This is a genomic window from Rhodococcoides kroppenstedtii (genome assembly GCF_900111805.1).
Lineage (GTDB): Bacteria > Actinomycetota > Actinomycetes > Mycobacteriales > Mycobacteriaceae > Rhodococcoides > Rhodococcoides kroppenstedtii.
In genome coordinates this window covers 1-14,878 of record NZ_FOJN01000017.1, presented here as the reverse complement: position 1 = coordinate 14,878, position 14,878 = coordinate 1, and the positions used below count along the sequence as shown (strand labels likewise).

Here is a 14,878-nt window from a genome sequence, read left to right as displayed (position 1 = left end):
AGCCTTACCTCGATCCGTCGTTCCGTCGAAAGGCCCCGCATGCGCCACACCGTCGCCCTCTCCGCCGCCGCCGCGGTTCTGTTGCTCGGCACCGCTGCGTGCAGTTCGGGTGACGACGGCGCTCCCGCCGGCGGATCGTCCGACGGCGCGTTCCCCGCGCAGATCACCGACAAGTTCGGCACGGTCACCGTCGAGTCGGCGCCCGAGCGCGTCGTCACCGCCGGCTACAACGACCAGGACTTCGCGCTCGCGCTGGGTGTGACGCCCGTGGCCACCCGTGGATTCACCGGATACGAGTACCGCACCCGACCCTGGGCGCAGGAGCAGTTGGCAGGAACCGACATTCCGGAGGTCGGCAGCGACACGCTCGACCTCGAGGGCGTGGCGGCGGCGTCGCCGGATCTCATCATGGCCACCTACGCCTACCTCGAGCCGTCGCAGTACGAGCAGCTCGGCGGCATCGCCACCACCGTCGGGGACATCCCCGGAGCGGACGGCGAGGAGACGCCGGGGTGGCGCGATCAACTCGCGGCCTACGGCACGGCCCTGGGACGCGCGGCGGAGGCCGACACCGTGCGGGAGTCGGTGGAGGAGTCGTTCGCGACGGCCACCGCCGAGAACCCGTCGTTCGCCGGCCGCACCGCCGCCGTGGCGCTCTACCTCGACGGCACCTTCTACATCCTCGAGGCGGGCGACCCCCGCAACCGCTTCTTCACCGACCTCGGCTTCGTGACCCCCGAGACCACGGGCACGGTCAGCGCGGAGCGCTACGACCTGCTGAACCAGGACACCCTGGTCCTCCTCGGTGTCGACCGCGAGGACGTCGCGAACGACGCCCTGTTGCAGAGCCTGCCCGTCGTCCGGGAGGACCGGACCGTCTACACCGGCAAGTTCGGGACCGACGTGCCGGCCGCGCTCGGGTTCGCCTCGCCGCTGTCGCTGCCCTACGCGGTCGACGCTCTGGTGCCGCCGCTGGCGCGCGCGACGGACGACGATCCCGCGACCGTCGTGGGCACCGTCGAAGGCTGAATCGACGTCCCGGGGTAGACAGTCCCCATGACTGCACCGCGACCGGTCGAGCCGGAGGACGCCACCGCGGAACCGTGGGTGGTGGAGGAATGGTCGGAAGGTCCGGTGACGCCGCCGGAGCGGGACCCGTTCTACACCGCGCCCGACGGCTGGGAGACCGTGGCGTGCGGAACCGTGCTGCGCACGCGGCCGGTGCGTCTGGCGCTCTTCGGGCGGCTGCGGCAGCGCATCGACGCGTGGCAGTTGCTGTTCCGTACCCGTGATCTGGAGAACCGTCCGCACGTGAGCGTCACCACGGTGCTGCTCCCGGCCGATTCGGGCCGGGGCAGCGCCGGCGGACGACCCCTGCTGTCGTACCAATGCGCCATCGACGCGGTGTCCGGTCGGTCCTTCCCGTCCTACGCGCTGCGGTGGCACGCGCACGCGCGCGGCACGGTGCCGCAGTTCGAATTCCTCCTGGCGCTGCACGCCGTGCGCCTGGGGTGGACCGTCACCATCCCGGATCACGAAGGGGCCGAGGGGCATTGGGGCGCTCCGTCCGAACCCGGGTACTGCACGCTGGACGCCGTGCGGGCCACCCTGTCCTTCGAACGCGCGGCCTCGCCGGCCGACACCCCGGTGGCGCTGTGGGGGTACTCGGGCGGGGGACTGGCGTCGTCCTGGGCGGCGGAGGGCGTTGCGGAGCACGCGCCCGAACTCAACGTCGTGGGGGCGGTGCTCGGCTCTCCGGTGGGCGACCCGGCGTCGGCCTTTCTCCGGCTCAACGGAACTCCGTACGCCGCCCTCCCGATTCTGGTCGTGGCCGGTCTCCGCCGCACGTACCCGGAATTCGACCGGCTGTTGCACCGGTACGTGACCGCGGAGGGCCTGGCCGTCCTGACCTCGGTCGAGCGAATGACCACGATGGCCGCCATCGTCCGGCTGCGGGGGTACGACTTCTCCCGCCACACCACACTGCCGCTCACCGAGCTGGTGGCACTGCCGGAGATGGTGGCGATCTTCGACGAGATCCGCCCCGGCGGTACGGCTCCCGAGTTCCCGATGCTCGTGGTGCAGGCGACGCACGACCAGATCATCGCCGTCGACGACGTCGACGGGCAGGTGCGGCGCTACCGGGACGCAGGAGCGTCGGTGGAGTACCTGCGTGACCGGACCAGCGAACACATCACGTTGTTGCCGCTCTCGGTGCCGTTGTCCCTCGCCTGGCTCGCGGACCGCGTCGCCGGGCGACCGCCGGGCCCGGGGACCACGACGACGGTGTTCTCGATCGCGCTGCAACGACGAAGCGTCGCGGGGTACGGCTCGATGGCGTCGACGCTCCTGCGCGCGGTGCTGCGCCGACCCATTCGCTCGCACACACGGCGGCGCCCCCGCACTCGGTGAGTACGGGGGCGCCGCTGTCGGTCGCGTGACCGCGATCCGGACGGATCAGGAGAGCTCGAAGCGATCGAGCATCATGACCTTGTCCCAGGCCGCGACGAAGTCACGGACGAACTTCTCCTTGGCGTCGTCGCAGGCGTAGACCTCGGCGAGGGCGCGCAGCTCGGAGTTCGAGCCGAACACCAGGTCGTTGCGCGTACCGGTCCAGCGGACCTCGCCCGTCGCCGCGTCCTTGCCCTCGTAGATGCCCTCCTCGGCGGTCGGGACCCACTCGGTGCCCATGTCGAGCAGGTTGACGAAGAAGTCGTTGGTGAGCGTGCCCACCGAGTTCGTCAACACGCCGTGGGTGGAGCCGCCGTGGTTGGCGCCCAGGACGCGCAGGCCGCCGACCAGGACCGTCAGCTCGGGAGCGCTGAGCGTGAGCAGGTTGGCGCGGTCGACCAGCGAGTACTCCGCGGGGAGGCGCTGGCCTTTGCCGAGGAAGTTCCGGAACCCGTCGGCCTTCGGCTCGAGGTCCGAGAACGAGTCGACGTCGGTGTTCTCCTGCGTCGCGTCCATGCGGCCCGGCGTGAACGGGACGGTGACGGCGACGCCGGCCTCCTTCGCGGCCTGCTCGACGGCGGCGACGCCACCGAGGACCACGAGATCGGCGAACGAGACGGTCCCTGAGAAGGACTCCTGGATGCCCTCGAGCACGCGGACGACCTGTGCGATCTCGTCCGGCTCGTTGACTTCCCAACCGATCTGCGGCTGCAGGCGCAGGCGACCACCGTTGGCACCGCCACGCTTGTCCGAGCCTCGGAACGACGACGCCGCGGCCCAGGCCGCCTTGATCAGCTGCGTGGGGGTGAGCTCCGAGTTCAGGATCGTCGACTTGAGCTCGGCGATCTCCGCCTCACCGATCAGCTCGTGATCGACGGCCGGGATCGGGTCCTGCCAGAGCAGGGTCTCCGACGGCACCTCGGGTCCGAGGTAGCGGGACACCGGTCCCATGTCGCGGTGGGTGAGCTTGAACCAGGCCTTCTGGAATTCCTCGGCCAGCTCCTCCGGGTGCTCGAGCCAACGGCGCGTGATCTTCTCGTAGATCGGGTCGACGCGCATCGCGAGGTCGGAGGTGAGCATCATCGGCTGGTGGCGCTTGTTCGGGTCCGCCGGATCCGGAACCAGGTCGGCTCCGGCGCCGTCCTTCGGACGCCACTGCCACGCGCCGCCCGGTCCCTTGTGGACCTCCCACTCGTAGCCGTACAGCGTCTCGAGGAAAGTGTTGTCCCACTTCGTGGGCGTCGGGGTCCAGGTGCCCTCGAGGCCGCTGGTGATGGCGTCGGCGCCGTGGCCGGTGCCGTAGCTGTTCTTCCAGCCGAGGCCCATCTGTTCGATGGGAGCGCCCTCCGGCTCCGCACCGACGTACTTGTCGGGATCGGCGGCACCGTGGACCTTGCCGAAGGTGTGTCCGCCGACGGCCAGTGCGGCGGTCTCGACGTCGTTCATCGCCATGCGGCCGAAGGTCTCGCGGATGTCCAGCGCCGACTGCTGCGGGTTGGGCTCACCGTTGGGGCCCTCGGGGTTGACGTAGATCAGACCCATCTGGACCGCGGCGAGGGGGTTCTCGAGGCTCGTGCGATCACCGGAGTAGCGCTCGTCGCCCAGCCAGGTCTGCTCGGGGCCCCAGTACACGTCCTCCTCGGGCTCCCACGAGTCGACGCGGCCGCCGGCGAAGCCGTAGGTCGGCAGACCCATGTCCTCGATGGCGACGTTGCCGGTGAGCACGATCAGGTCGGCCCAGGACAGCTTGCGGCCGTACTTCTGCTTGACCGGCCAGATCAGACGACGTGCCTTGTCGAGGCTGGCGTTGTCCGGCCAGCTGTTCAGCGGCGCGAAGCGCTGCATGCCGGAGCCGGCGCCGCCGCGCCCGTCCTGCTTGCGGTAGGTGCCCGCGGCGTGCCACGCCATACGGATGAAGAAGGGGCCGTAGTGGCCGAAGTCGGCGGGCCACCAGGGCTGCGACTGCGTCATCAGCGCCCGGATGTCCTCCTTGACCGCGTTCAGGTCGAGGGACTCGAACTCGGCCTTGTAGTCGAAGTCCGCGCCCATCGGATCGCCCACGGCGGGGTTCTTCTTGAGAATCTTGAGGTTGAGCGACTTCGGCCACCACTCACGGTTGCCGCCACCCTCGACCGGGGTGGGCATACGGTCGTGCATGACCGGACACTTGCCGCCCTCGGTGACGTCGCCGTCCTGAGGCTGGTGCTCGTTCATCTCTTTTTCGCGAGTGACGTGATCTTCGGTCACGAAATTCCCCTCCGGAGTGTGGGCTGTTCACTGGTGTGTGTCACGGGATGACGCTGGGCGGAACACGTTTCGCATCGACCCCAGTACACGACCTCGGCCTCGTCGACGGTGAACCCGTGCGAGGAGACCGGGGTGAGGCAGGGGGCCGATCCCAACGCACAGTCCACGTCGGCGATCGCGCCGCAGACGCGGCACACGATGTGGTGGTGATTGTCGCCGGTTCGCGTCTCGTAGCGCGCGACGGAACCGGACGGCTGGATCCGACGAAGGAGTCCGTGGTCGGTCAGAGCGTGCAGGACGTCGTAGACGGCCTGCCGGGAGACGCCGGGCAGGGTGGCCCGGACGGCTCCGAACACGGTCTCGGTGTCGGCGTGCGGGTGGTCGTGAACCGCTCCCAGCACCGCCAGGCGGGGCCGGGTGACGCGAAGGGCCGCACCGCGCAGCATCTCCGTGTACGTCGTCGTGGTCACGGGACCCAGTATGCCTCGCAAACTGGAATGGTTCAAGAAAAAGCCCACCCGTGCGCGTCGGCCCGCCGCCGACCGTTCTGGTTCATACTGACCGCCATGACGCTGTTCCAGACCGTGTCCGGTGCCGCCAACACACTCGTGCGGCCGCTCATGCGCGTGCCGGGGCTGGGGTCGCTCCTCGGCCGGAGCCTCGCCACCGTGACCTACACCGGGCGCAAGTCGGGCCGGCGCATCTCCCTGCCGGTCGCCTACTCGAGGCGGGGTGATGTCGTGACCGTCAAAGTGGTTGCGCCGAGCCAGAAGTCGTGGTGGCGGAACTTCCGCCCCGACCCGGCTCCGGTGACCGTCGACATCGCCGGCGTCGAGCACCGCGGGACGGCGCAGGCCACCGAGTCGAACTCCGGCGCGGTCACGGTGACCATCACACTCGACTCGTGACGGGCGCGCTGACCGGGCGACGCCTCCTGATCACCGGGGCGAGCAGCGGAATCGGCGCCGCCACAGCGCGTCTCGCCGCGTCCGCCGGTGCCCGCGTCGCGCTGATCGCCCGTCGTGAAGCGGAACTCACCGAGCTGGCCGACGAGCTCGGCGGCCTCGCCGTCCCGGCCGACGTCACCGACGCGGCCGCGCTGATCGCCGCCGTCGATCGCGCGGCGGCGTACCTCGGCGGCCTCGACGGCGTGATCGCCTCCGCCGGCGTCGCCCGCCCGATCAACGTTGCCACCGACGACCCGGCGGACATGGCGAACCTGGTCCAGGTCAACGTGATCGGCCTCCTCCACACCCTGCGCGCGACGGTCCCGCACCTGATCGCCTCGGGCGCGGGTGACGTCGTCGTGTTGTCCTCGTTGTCGGGACGACGGGTGCCGCGTGACACGATGGGGGTGTACAGCGGAACCAAGTTCGCCGCCCACGCCATCGCCGAGGGATTGCGGCTCGAACTCGCGGACGAGCCGGTCCGCGTCACCACGGTGGCTCCCGGCTACGTCGCCACGCCGATCGCCGACGCCGCCACGGGATCCGACGCCGAGCGGTTCCGCGCCGACGTCGCCGCGCACGGCATGTCGCCGGTGACGATCGCGCGCCTGATCGTCACCGCGCTGACGACACCTCGCGAGGCCGAGCTGGTGGAGCTGGCGGTGCGTCCGACGGGGGAGTAGGCACCCCCGGTTCGAAGCGGATGTGCACCCGCCCTCCGGTCTCCCGGGTGACGACGGCACGCACCCCGTAGACGCGCGCCACGAGATCCTCCGTGAGCACGTCGGCCGGGTCGCCCGCGGCGACCACCCGCCCGTCCTGCATGACGACGACGCGGTCGCAGAACAGTGCGGCGAGGTTGAGATCGTGCAGGGCGACGACGCTCGTGATCGGCAGGCGGGCGATCAAGGCCAGGATCTCGAGCTGGTGGTGGATGTCGAGGTGGTTGGTCGGTTCGTCGAGCAGCAGCTCGCGCGGCTGCTGCGCCAGGGCGCGGGCGATGTGTGCGCGTTGACGTTCGCCGCCGGACAGTCGCCGCCACAGGCACCCGGCCTTGTCGGTCAGTCCCGTCTGCTCGAGCGCGGCGGCGACCGCGCTCTCGTCGTCGGCCGACGGTCCGAACGTCCCGCGGTGGGGGATGCGGCCCAGCCGGACCACGTCCCGCACCGTCACGTCGACGTCGGTGTGCGCGTGCTGGTCCACGACGGCGACCGCACGGGCGATGTGCTTGCGGCGCAGGGTCGTCAGGTCGTCGCCGTCGAGCTCGATCCGCCCCGACGTCGGGGCGGCCGCGCCGGCCATCAGGGTGAGCAGCGAGGATTTGCCCGACCCGTTGGGGCCGAGGAGGCCCATCATCTCGCCGGGCCGCGGATCGATCGTCACGCCGTCGACCACCAGGGCGCCGCCGCGATTCCAGGTGACCGCGGATGCTCGCAACGTCATGCGCGTCGTCCTCTCGCCATGATCGCGATGAACGCCGGCACGCCGACGAGGGCGGTGCCGACGCCGACCGGCAAGGGCGTGGGCGCGAAGGCCACGCGAGAGACGGCGTCGACCCACACCATGAAGATCGCACCGATGAGCGCGGTCGCCGGAATCAGGCGGGCGTGGTTCGGTCCCACGAGCAACCGGGCGGCGTGGGGGAGAACGAGCCCGACGAAGCCGATCGCGCCGGCGACGCTGACGAGCGCCGCGGTGACGAGCGCGGTGCCGACGAGCAGGGCCAGACGGACGCGTCGGACGTCGACGCCCAGCGACGACGCGACCGAGTTCCCGAAGGAGAACGCGTCGAGCACGAACGCGTACCAGCAGCACAGGATCGCGGCGAGGGCCGCGACGGCGGCGCAGAGTGCGACGTCGTTCCACCGCACGCCCTCGAAGGAACCCAGCAGCCAGAACATGACGCCGCGGGTCTCGTCGGAGTCCGCGAACGCGAAGATGACGAAGGACGTCAGCGCCGAGAACAGTTGCGTTGCAGCAACTCCGGCGAGGACCACCCGATCGGTGCTCGCGCCGGACATCCGTGCGAGGAACAGCACCAGAGCGAACGCGACGAGCGCACCGACGAACGCGCCGCCGGACAGTCCCAGCGCGGCGCCGCCGACACCGAGAACACCCACCACGACGGCGCCCGTGGACGCCCCGGACGAGATGCCGAGAACGAACGGGTCGGCTAGCGGGTTGCGCAGCAGCGATTGCATCACCGCTCCGCAGATTCCGAGACCGACGCCGGTGGCCGCGGCAACGAGGGCGCGGGGGAGGCGTTCCTCCCAGACGATGGCGTCCTTGCTCGCCTTCACCGGCACGTCGGTGACGCCGAGGTGGTTCAGCAGGACGTCGCGCACGTTCACGAGCGAGATGTTCGCCGGACCCAGGGTGATGGCGACGAGGACGGAGAACACGCCGAGGGCCAGCGTCCCGACGGCCAACAGGGTCCACCGCAGTCGGCGGGACGGCGGTGCCGACGGCGCAGACCGAAGGACCGGGGTCGGCCGGTCCGTGGCGGGCGCACTCAGGACGACGGGCCCAGCTCGCGCAGACCGGCGGACATCTTCTCGAGGCCGTCGACCAGCTGGATGGAGGGGTTCATCTCGGCGCCGTGCAGCGAGAGGTAGCGCTTCTCACGGACGGCCGTCATGGTGCTGGTGACCGGATCCGACTCGAGGAAGGCGATCTTGTCGGCCAGACGGTCGCCGGGGAAGCGGTCGCGGGTGAGATCGCCGAGCACCAGGATCGAGGGATCCCGGTCCACGACGCTCTCCCACCCGAGAGCCGCCCAGTCGTCCTGGATGTCGGCGCCGGCGTTCTGGATACCGAGCGATGTCGCGAGCAGGTTCGGGGCGCCGTAACCGCCGGCGATGTACGGGCTGGTGGTGTCGGCGAACCAGAACGCCGCCGTCATGTCGCCGCTCTCGACCCCCTCGGTGGCGGCGGCGACGCGCGCCTTCAGGTCGTCGACGAGGGCAGCACCGCGCTCGTTGACGTCGAAGATTGCCGCCAGTTCGGTGATCTCCTGGTACAGCGAGTCCATGGTCAGCGGGTTGGTGCGAGCGGTGCCGCCGTTGACGCTGCGTCCGTTGTCGCAGTCGGTGGGCGACAGGTAGGCCGGAGCACCGACCTCGGTGAAACGCGCACGCTCGGCGACGCCACCCTGCTTGTAGTGACGGCCGAAGGACGCCGTGACGAAGTCGGGCTCGGTGTCGAGCACCACCTCGTAGGTGGGGGCGTTGTCGGCCAGACGCGGCACCGCGGCGTTGGCGTCGGCGAGATTCGCGCGCACCGGGTCGGTCCACGACGCGGTGCCGACCATCCGGTCCTGCAGGCCGAGCGAGAGGAGGATCTCGGTCGAGTCCTGGTCCAGGGACACCACCCGCGACGGCGGGGCGTCGACGGTGACCGTCTCGCCGCAGTTGTCGAGCGTCAGCGGGTAGACGGTGCCGCCGTCCGTGGTGGCCGCGGTGGAGTCCGTCACCTCCTCCGACGCGCCGCAGGCGACGAGAGTGCCGAGGGTCAGGGTTGCGACGGCCACCAGGCCGAGACGACGAGCACGCACGAGTCGAGGGATCCTTCTCCACGGTGATCGGCCGCCGGGTCGTCGACGGGCCGCGATCGCACCGGTGCGCGACCGAGCAGAGGCTAACCTAAGACCCGCGGCGACGAGAAACCGGCGGCGTCAGGCGGACGCGTCCAGGATGTCGATGGTGAAGACCAGGCTGTCGCCGGCCTCGATGCCGGCGCGCGGCTGGCCGTTCGGGTACCCGTCGGCCGACGTCACCGCGACGGCCACCGTCGACCCGACCGTCTGACCGGCGATCGCCTTCTGGAAGCCGGGGACCACGTTCGCGAGCGGGAACGCGACGGGTACGCCTCGCTCGAAGGCACTGTCGAACACCGACCCGTCACGGCCGTTGACGCCCTGGTAGCAGACCGACACCCGCGCGGAGTCGGACACGACCGGACCGTCGCCGGTGGTCAGGGTCTGCACACGGGTCTCGGCCACCGAGAACGGTCCCTGCACGTCGACGCGCGGAGCGGTGTCGGCCGTCGGTCCGACGACGGCGATCGAGCCGGTGTCACCGTCGAGCGTCCAGTCCGCCGCCGCGTCGTCCGCGGGCTCCGCGGTGGGACACGTCGTGCGCGGGGAGTCGGCGGTGCCGGTGCCTGCGGTGGTGGTGGCCGCGGCGGCGGCCGAGGTGGTGCCGGTCGGCGCCGCGGTGTCGCTGCTGCTGCACCCCGCCAGGGCGAGCGAGGCGGTGGCGCAGGCGGCCAGGATCACGGCGGTACGGGAGAGAGTCACGATCGCCCACGGTACAGACGGGGTATGCCGGACCGGGGCGGCGACGAGCGTCGTCGGGAGCGGGGTAGGAGGCGGCATGGGTGCGGTGGTCGTGATCGGGGCGGGTCCGGGAATCGGTCGGGCGGTGGCGCGGCGGTTCGCCGCGACCGGACGGCCGGTGGGCGTCGCGGCGCGCTCGCGCACCACCGTGGACGGGGTGCTGGCCGACCTCGACACCCCGAAGGCCGGGGTTCTCGCGGACGTCGCCGACGAGGCGGGGCTCCGTGGAGCGCTGGGCGATCTGGTGGACCGTCTCGGGGTACCCGAGGTGGTGGTCTACAACGCCGGGGTCATCCGCACCGACCGCGTGACCGATCTCGATGCGCGCACGGTGGCGGACACGTACGCCGTCAACGTCGGTGGGGCGGTGACGGCGGCGGCGTTCCTGCTGCCGCGGATGGCGGACCTCGGCGGCGGATCGTTCCTGGCCACCGCCGGCATGCCGACGCCGTTGCCGACCCTGACCACGCTGTCGCTGGGCAAGGCGGGGCTGCGGCCCGGTGGCGCCCGGCACCGACTACGACCCGGACGTCATTGCCGAGGAATATCTCCGGTTGCACGAGACGCCGGTGACGCAGCGGCCCCTCGATGTTCGCTTCGGAGATCCCGCCGACGCGGCAGGATGACGCCCGGTCGGTTTCCTTCGTATCCTCGTCTCCGACGGACGCCGACGAGCACAGGAGGACGTGATGGTGACCGACATCGTCGAATGGCTGCGCGAGGGTGCATCTGCGGGAGATCCGATTCGCGGACCGCTGTACGTGGCCAGCTTTCTGGTGCTGGGTCTGGTGCACATCCTCGGCGGCGGGTCCTTCTAGCCCCGTTCATCTGTCGAGCCTGTCGGGTGCGGTGAAGTACCTGTGCCCGTGCGGATCTCGGATCGCGACGATGCCGTGGTCCAGCATGCGGTAGGTCCACAGGCCCGCCGTCTTGTCGTTGTGGTGCGTGCGGCACAACGGTTCGAGATTTCTCAGCTCGGTCCAGCCGCCGAGGAGCGGCTCGTCGTGGTCGAACGGCTCGACGTGGTCGAGGTCGCAGTCGGAGCTGGGCACGAGGCATCCCGGCGCGACACAGGTGGCGTATCGAGCCTCGACGACGGCGCGGAGGGCGGCACTCGGTGCGTAGACGAGCGCCGACGGTGGCGGGGGAGTCGCGATCCGATTCGGCGGAAGTAATCGGAAGCGATCCTCCTGGTCGGGATGGGCACGCAGGAAGTCGACCGCGGTGCGCATCGCGGTCCAGGCCGTCGATCGCGCGGTCGATCCGACGTCGGGCACCCATCCCGGTAGCGGACGGGGCCGGCCGCGGCGGTGAGGGTTCGCCACCGGCAGCGAAGAGTCCGCGCGCGAGGACGGTCGATCGAGGCGCGCCGCCGGGTTCGTCGTGGCCTCGGTGATGACGGCCTGCCACGTCGCGTCCGCAGCGATGCGGCGCGCGGTGTCGGCCGGAACCGGGCCCCACCCGAGCAGGTGACCGGGCTCGCCGGACAGGCCGGCCGCGGTGGCGGCGTCGATCACGATGCATGCGCGCGGGATCGGCAGCGCGGCCGTGTCGACGTCACGGTGCGGGCAGGTGGGGTCCGGGCAGGTGCAGGACAGAGCGCTGCGGGTGATCACGGCGTGCGCGGCGTCGAACAGGCGCGCAGGAAGGGGCCGGGAATCGGTGCCGCACAGCCGTCGCGCGGCGTCGGTCACGCGCCGACTCATGTCCGCGATCATCTCGGCCGGCCCGCGCAGTCGCAGTTCGGCCTGGCCGCGGGGGAGCCGCCGCACCGTCATCCCGCGCTCGGCGGTGGCCGCTTCCCGGGCCTTTCGATGCCAGGTGGCGTCGTACTCCGCCAGGACACCGTCGATGGCGGCGGGCACTGTGCCCGGAGTGGCGCCGCACGCGGCGTCGATCAATCGGCCGAGCAGCCGCTCGTCACGATGAGTCGTGCCCGCGAGCGCGCGGCACAGTGCCCGGAACGCCGCCCACGGCAGCAGTCCCGAGTGGAATGCGTCGCGCACGGCAGGTGGTGCCGCGCAATAGGTTCCGATCCAGTCCAGCACGGTGCGGCGGCTGACCGTGAGCCGTGCGGCCACCTCGGAGACGAGGGCGCGTTCGACGGCGTCGGCGTCGTGATGACCCGAGGGGGTCTCGGTGATGTAGGCGACCGCGCCGCGCACGGTCGCCGCGTGCGCGGCGTAGGCGGCGCGCTGTGAGGCGAGGACGTCGTCGATCACGGTCACGCCCCACCCCCGTACGGTCTCGGCCGATCAGGTGCCCCCCGACACCGACGACAGATTAGACCGACCCACCGACAGAAATCGAACATACGTTCACACGGGGACGCCGACCTGCACCGCGGCGACCGACGTCACCGCGCCGTCGACGGCCCGCGCGAGCTCGTTCCGCGACGTGGTTTCGGAGGAGTGGACCGTCACCCGCGCGCCGAGACGCGCGCCGCAGTATCCGATCACTCCGGTCTCGAGTTGCGTCGCCATCGCGGCGTCGTAGCCCCGTTTCGCGAATCCTGCCGCGTCCTCGCCGGCGACGGCCACGAGGTGGACGGTGAGGTGTCCGAGCTTGCGCGTCACGGGGACGGTCGTGTCGTCGAAGGCCCACCCGCGCACGAAGACTCGGTCGATCCACCCCTTCAGGGTCGCGGGCACCGACCACCAGTACACGGGGAACACCAGGACGAGGTGGTCGACGTCGTCGAGGCGGCGCTGTTCGGCCTCGACGTCGGAGGGGAGCGGCCCGTCGGCGCTGTACCGCTGTCGGTCCGCCAGGGTGAACCGCGGGTCGAAGCCCTCGGCGTGGAGGTCGGCGATCGCCACGTCGTCGCCTCGGTGGGCGATGTCGTCCGCGAGACGACGGGCGACGTGGTGGGTCAGCGAGGTGGTGTCGGGATGGTCGACGACGACGAGAGTGCGCACGGGAAGGCCCTTCCGGCTATGTACCGATGGTAGGTTTCTCCCCGAAGCTACCACGCGTAAGTTACTGATGGTAGATAGGGCGACGAAGGGGAGTGTCGAATGGTGCGGCAGCGGATGACCAGGGCGAACCGACGTCGTCAGTTGCTGGATCTCGCCTGGACCCTGGTGCGGGAGGACGGCGCTGACGCCCTGACCCTCGGCCGCCTCGCCGACGTCGCGGGCGTCACCAAACCTGTTGTTTACGATCATTTCTCGACACGCGCCGGGTTGGTCGTCGCCATGTTCGAGGAGTACGACGCGGAGCAGTCCGCTGCACTGGATGCGGCGGTGGCGGAGGTCGGCGACGGCGGGGTGGTCCACACCGCGAGAGCCATCGCCGTCTCGTACGTTGACTGCGTGGTGCGCCATGGACGCGAACTCGCCGGGGTGGCCGCCGCCCTGGAGGGATCGACGGAGCTGGCGGACTACAAGCGGCGGGCGGACCAGGCGTACGCGGATCAGTGCCGGCGGATCCTGGCGCAGCACACACGCACCGGCGACGTGTCCACGCCGGCCATGGTCGGCATGCTCGGTGCCGCCGACGCTGTCTCCGCCGCGGCGGCCGAGGGCACGCTCACGGTCGAGGAGGCCTACGACGAGGTGAGTGCCGTCATCGTGTCGGTGGTGGAGCGGTCCTGACCCTGCTCGCTGATCCAAGCTGACATAATGTCGATTATCGGCGGTGTTGAGTAGGGGATCTCTCTGGTTCACATGCACGAGCTGCGGATGCGTACACATGTTGTCGCCGCAGCCGACACAACCTGCGCAGCTGCGGCCGTGAACAGTCGGGGCAGGCACTTCTTCTCGTTTCTGGGCAGCGCTGCGGCGGGCGGGGTGCGCCTGCCCGCCGTGTTCGGGTCACGGTCGGATCAGGACCTCGAGCCTCCGTCGTTCGTCCATGTCGCGGCATCCGGCCGGTACGCCGTCGAGGTCGGCGTCGAAATGACATGGTCAGTCGACCGACCACGAACCGGAGGCTCGGATGCCGGTGGGGCGCGGGCGCCTGTCTTGCACGACCGCATCGTCACCCATGACGGTGTCGGCAGCCGAGGCCCCGGTGGACGGATCGGTTACGAGCATGCGAGCTCTTTCGGTGGGGGTGAATCCACCCCACACACCATGGGGTTCGCGTGTGCGCAGCGCGTGGTCGAGGCACGTTGTGCGAACAGGGCAGCGCCGACACAACGACTTCGCCTTGTCGACGGTCGCGCTCTTCGCCGCACTCGAACCTTCGGGATAGAACGTCGCTGTGTCGTGGGAACGGCACAGGCCGTTCGCTTGCCAGCCCCAGAATCGCAATTGCGCAGGCGGCAGCTCCACCAACGTCCTGCAGAACTGACCCGGATTCACCGCAGCCGATACCACCGTGACCATCGCCCGCGTCAGTTGGGGTCGGTGGTGTCGCCGACGGCGATGACGGCGATGAGGTCGCCGCCTTCGACGCGGGCCACCCCGGACAGGGCGAGGCGGGTGATGGTGCCCGACCGGGGCGCGGTGACGGCCGCTTCCATCTTCATGGCCTCGATGGTGGCGACGGTGTCGCCGGCGGCGACGGTGTCGCCTTCGGCGGCGACGAGGGTGACCACCCCGGCGAACGGCGCCGCCAGATGCGACGGATCACCCGGGTCGGCCTTCTCGGTGGTCGGGACGTCGGCAGAGATCGAGCGGTCCCGCACCGACACCGGACGCAACTGCCCGTTGAGGATGCACATCACCGTCCGCATCCCCGCCTCGTCGGGCTCGCTGATCGCCTCGAGCCCGATCAGCAACTCCACCCCCTTCTCGAGCTTCACCCGGTGCTCGTCGCCCTGGCGGAGCCCGTAGAAGAACTGGTTCGCCGACAAGCCGGAGGTGTCCCCGTACTTCTCGCGGTGCTCGGCCAACTCCTTCGCCGGGCCGGGGAAGAGCAGGTGGTTGAGCCGATCCCGCCGCTCGGCCGA

At 70.6% G+C, this 14,878-nt stretch carries 17 protein-coding genes and 1 pseudogene; 7 read left to right on the top strand and 11 right to left on the bottom strand.

The annotated features are described in order from the left end of the window. The first annotated feature begins 39 nt into the window (after nucleotides 1-39). Both BMZ18_RS17075 and BMZ18_RS17070 read left to right on the top strand, forming a co-directional pair. Nucleotides 40-1,029: an ABC transporter substrate-binding protein gene (locus tag BMZ18_RS17075; RefSeq protein WP_068101454.1), complete on the top strand. Its 990-nt coding sequence runs from the start codon at nucleotides 40-42 to the stop codon at nucleotides 1,027-1,029. Nucleotides 1,030-1,056: 27 nt separating this feature from the next. Further along, nucleotides 1,057-2,412, top strand: a complete 1,356-nt coding sequence (locus BMZ18_RS17070) for a lipase family protein (RefSeq protein WP_068362922.1) — start codon at nucleotides 1,057-1,059, stop codon at nucleotides 2,410-2,412. A gap of 45 nt (nucleotides 2,413-2,457) precedes the next feature. On the opposite strand, the gene katG is transcribed toward BMZ18_RS17070, so the two are convergent. Both katG and BMZ18_RS17060 read right to left on the bottom strand, forming a co-directional pair. Continuing rightward, complete coding sequence (gene katG, locus BMZ18_RS17065) at nucleotides 2,458-4,665, bottom strand: catalase/peroxidase HPI (RefSeq protein WP_068362924.1); 2,208 nt, start codon at nucleotides 4,663-4,665, stop codon at nucleotides 2,458-2,460. A 29-nt stretch (nucleotides 4,666-4,694) separates the two neighbouring features. Beyond that, a complete protein-coding gene (locus BMZ18_RS17060; protein ID WP_068362965.1) occupies nucleotides 4,695-5,144 on the bottom strand; it encodes a Fur family transcriptional regulator in 450 nt (149 codons plus the stop codon). A 120-nt stretch (nucleotides 5,145-5,264) separates the two neighbouring features. On the opposite strand from BMZ18_RS17060, the gene BMZ18_RS17055 reads away from it, so the two are divergent. Together BMZ18_RS17055 and BMZ18_RS17050 are read left to right on the top strand one after the other, a co-directional pair. Further along, nucleotides 5,265-5,606 carry a nitroreductase/quinone reductase family protein gene (locus tag BMZ18_RS17055; RefSeq protein WP_068101444.1) on the top strand — a complete coding sequence of 114 codons (342 nt, stop codon included), beginning with the start codon at nucleotides 5,265-5,267 and terminating at the stop codon, nucleotides 5,604-5,606. Further along, nucleotides 5,603-6,328, top strand: coding sequence for an SDR family oxidoreductase (locus BMZ18_RS17050; RefSeq protein ID WP_068362927.1), 726 nt, complete (start codon nucleotides 5,603-5,605; stop codon nucleotides 6,326-6,328). Before BMZ18_RS17055 ends, BMZ18_RS17050 begins: the two co-directional genes overlap by 4 nt. Here BMZ18_RS17050 and BMZ18_RS17045 read toward each other — a convergent pair. The 4 genes from BMZ18_RS17045 to BMZ18_RS17030 all read right to left on the bottom strand — a co-directional run bounded on the left by BMZ18_RS17045 (nucleotide 6,261) and on the right by BMZ18_RS17030 (nucleotide 9,942). Next, on the bottom strand, nucleotides 6,261-7,088 hold the full coding sequence (locus BMZ18_RS17045; RefSeq protein WP_068362930.1) for an ABC transporter ATP-binding protein: 828 nt from the start codon (nucleotides 7,086-7,088) through the stop codon (nucleotides 6,261-6,263). The genes BMZ18_RS17050 and BMZ18_RS17045 overlap by 68 nt on opposite strands. Continuing rightward, a complete protein-coding gene (locus BMZ18_RS17040; protein WP_244516584.1) occupies nucleotides 7,085-8,077 on the bottom strand; it encodes a FecCD family ABC transporter permease in 993 nt (330 codons plus the stop codon). Before BMZ18_RS17040 ends, BMZ18_RS17045 begins: the two co-directional genes overlap by 4 nt. A gap of 80 nt (nucleotides 8,078-8,157) precedes the next feature. Then, a complete protein-coding gene (locus BMZ18_RS17035; protein ID WP_068362936.1) occupies nucleotides 8,158-9,198 on the bottom strand; it encodes an ABC transporter substrate-binding protein in 1,041 nt (346 codons plus the stop codon). Between the two features lie 120 nt (nucleotides 9,199-9,318). After that, nucleotides 9,319-9,942, bottom strand: a complete 624-nt coding sequence (locus tag BMZ18_RS17030; RefSeq protein ID WP_068362967.1) for an FKBP-type peptidyl-prolyl cis-trans isomerase — start codon at nucleotides 9,940-9,942, stop codon at nucleotides 9,319-9,321. 76 nt (nucleotides 9,943-10,018) lie between these two features. On the opposite strand from BMZ18_RS17030, the pseudogene BMZ18_RS20350 reads away from it, so the two are divergent. After that, nucleotides 10,019-10,357, top strand: a pseudogene (locus BMZ18_RS20350) (SDR family NAD(P)-dependent oxidoreductase); the annotation flags it as partial. On the opposite strand, the gene BMZ18_RS20110 reads toward BMZ18_RS20350, so the two are convergent. Further along, complete coding sequence (locus BMZ18_RS20110; protein ID WP_244516581.1) at nucleotides 10,258-10,464, bottom strand: hypothetical protein; 207 nt, start codon at nucleotides 10,462-10,464, stop codon at nucleotides 10,258-10,260. The pseudogene BMZ18_RS20350 and the gene BMZ18_RS20110 overlap by 100 nt on opposite strands. Before the next feature lie 209 nt (nucleotides 10,465-10,673). On the opposite strand from BMZ18_RS20110, the gene BMZ18_RS20225 reads away from it, so the two are divergent. After that, nucleotides 10,674-10,799, top strand: coding sequence for a hypothetical protein (locus tag BMZ18_RS20225; RefSeq protein WP_261773484.1), 126 nt, complete (start codon nucleotides 10,674-10,676; stop codon nucleotides 10,797-10,799). Nucleotides 10,800-10,805: 6 nt separating this feature from the next. Here the strand turns inward: BMZ18_RS20225 and BMZ18_RS17020 are convergent, their stop codons facing one another. After that, a complete protein-coding gene (locus BMZ18_RS17020) occupies nucleotides 10,806-12,209 on the bottom strand; it encodes an HNH endonuclease signature motif containing protein (protein ID WP_068101425.1) in 1,404 nt (467 codons plus the stop codon). A gap of 90 nt (nucleotides 12,210-12,299) precedes the next feature. After that, nucleotides 12,300-12,899, bottom strand: coding sequence for an NAD(P)H-dependent oxidoreductase (locus BMZ18_RS17015; protein ID WP_068362943.1), 600 nt, complete (start codon nucleotides 12,897-12,899; stop codon nucleotides 12,300-12,302). Nucleotides 12,900-13,013: 114 nt separating this feature from the next. Here BMZ18_RS17015 and BMZ18_RS17010 point away from each other — a divergent pair, with 114 nt between their 5' ends. Continuing rightward, complete coding sequence (locus BMZ18_RS17010) at nucleotides 13,014-13,577, top strand: TetR/AcrR family transcriptional regulator (RefSeq protein WP_244516580.1); 564 nt, start codon at nucleotides 13,014-13,016, stop codon at nucleotides 13,575-13,577. Between the two features lie 312 nt (nucleotides 13,578-13,889). Here BMZ18_RS17010 and BMZ18_RS17005 read toward each other — a convergent pair whose 3' ends face one another. Both BMZ18_RS17005 and BMZ18_RS17000 read right to left on the bottom strand, forming a co-directional pair. Next, a complete protein-coding gene (locus BMZ18_RS17005) occupies nucleotides 13,890-14,312 on the bottom strand; it encodes a WhiB family transcriptional regulator (protein WP_074922333.1) in 423 nt (140 codons plus the stop codon). 8 nt (nucleotides 14,313-14,320) lie between these two features. Beyond that, nucleotides 14,321-14,878 (bottom strand): biotin/lipoyl-containing protein (locus tag BMZ18_RS17000; protein WP_342028314.1); only part of this gene is annotated, 558 nt, incomplete at its 5' end.